Below are 1679 nucleotides of genomic sequence, written 5' to 3'. Positions count from 1 at the left end.
CCCCCTCTGTCAGAATAGTTGTCGTACCCCTAAAATGAAAGTATAGTGGGGATAACGAGGACGAGGTGAGGGAAATGAACCAATTAAATGAGAAATTGAAGCAGAGCATTGTAGAGCGGATGCTGCCCCCGAATAACGAATCGGTGAGTCGTTTAGCCAAGGAGAGCGGCGTCTCTGAAACGACGTTATATAAATGGAAAAAAGCAGCGATGAGTCAAGGGCTACCGAGTAAGGGGGACGTGTCCTCTGAGCGATGGAATACACGCGAGAAGTTTGCGGTCGTCATCGAAACGGCAAGCTTAAGCGAAATTGAGTTGGCAGAGTACTGCCGGACAAAAGGGTTATACGTGGAGCAGGTGGAGGCCTGGCGGGATGCTTGCATGCAGGCCAACGGAGGCGTTCCCGCCCAGGCGGGCAAGCTGCAGAAGGAGCTCCGCACCAAAGAGCAAGAGAACAAAGCCTTAAGCCGAGAACTGAGACGTAAAGAAGCTGCACTCGCGGAGGCCGCAGCCTTGTTGGTGCTGCGAAAAAAGGCTCAAGCGATTTGGGGGGACCCCGAGGACGAATGATTCCGGCCTCAGATCGCGAGCAAGCCATCACCCTGATTCAGGAAGCCGTCGTTGCCGGTGCAAGAGAAGCCCTGGCGTGCCAGGAGCTCAGGCTGTCGCAGCGAACGCTGCAACGCTGGCGGAAGCAAGGCGGAACCGAGGACGGACGTCCTCACGCCACGCGTCCAGCGCCTGCCAACAAGCTAAGCGAGGTGGAAGAGCAGCAAGTGCTGGAGGTGCTTCAGCAGCCACATAACCGGAGCCTGCCGCCAAGCCAGATCGTGCCAGCTTTAGCGGACGAAGGGGTCTACATCGCTTCGGAGTCGAGCTTCTATCGTATCCTGCATAAGCATCATCAACAGCACCATCGCGGCCGTAGCAAGAAGCCCACCGCGAGGCCGCTCACCAGCCATGCTGCGACTGGGCCGAATGAAGTGTGGATGTGGGATATTACCTGGTTGCCGGGGCCGGCAAAGGGGCTGTTTCTCTACCTGTACCTCATCCTGGATCTGTACAGCCGTAAAATCGTCGGCTGGGAGATTTGGGAGGAAGAGTCGGCCGAGCAAGCCAGTCAACTGATTCGGCGCACAGTCATCCGGGAGCAATGTGTGATCCGTCATCATCCGCTCGTGCTTCACTCGGATAACGGGAGTCCGATGAAGGGCGCTACGTTACTGGAGACGCTGTACAGCTTAGGTATTACGCCCTCCCGAAGCCGACCTCGCGTAAGCAACGACAACCCCTATGCGGAATCGATTTTCCGCACGTGCAAGTACCGCCCGGACTTCCCGGCAAAAGGGTTTCGAGACCTCACGGAAGCCCGGGTATGGGTGAAGTCCTTTGCACACTGGTACAACGAGAAGCATCGGCATAGCGGTCTCAATTTCATTACTCCGAGCCAGCGACATCAAGGGTTGGCAGAGAACGTATTTAAAAAACGTCAAGCCGTATACGAAGCTGCAAAAGCCAGACACCCGAGTCGCTGGTCTGGCGAAGTGCGTGACTGGAGTCTGGAAGAGGAAGTCTGGCTTAATCCAGAACGAGCCTCGCTTATTCAAGCTCCGCCCAAAACGCTATCTTGACGACATCCTATTTTTTGAGAATTCGCGACAACTATCTTGACAAACACCG

1 protein-coding gene is annotated in these 1679 nt (G+C 55.6%); it reads left to right on the top strand.

The window, feature by feature from the left end; translation table 11 throughout:
- The first annotated feature begins 74 nt into the window (after positions 1-74).
- Positions 75-1630 (top strand): IS3 family transposase gene (locus ACY1JZ_RS25955; RefSeq protein ID WP_462631667.1). Its coding sequence is split into 2 segments (ribosomal slippage): positions 75-543 and positions 543-1630, totalling 1557 coding nucleotides; the frame shifts between segments, so codons are not numbered across the junction.
- Positions 1631-1679: the final 49 nt, after the last annotated feature.

The sequence above is a fragment of the Paenibacillus sp. J5 genome (assembly GCF_054955055.1).
The sequence above is the reverse complement of the archived record's forward strand: the minus strand, read 5'-3'. Positions and strand labels throughout refer to the sequence as shown.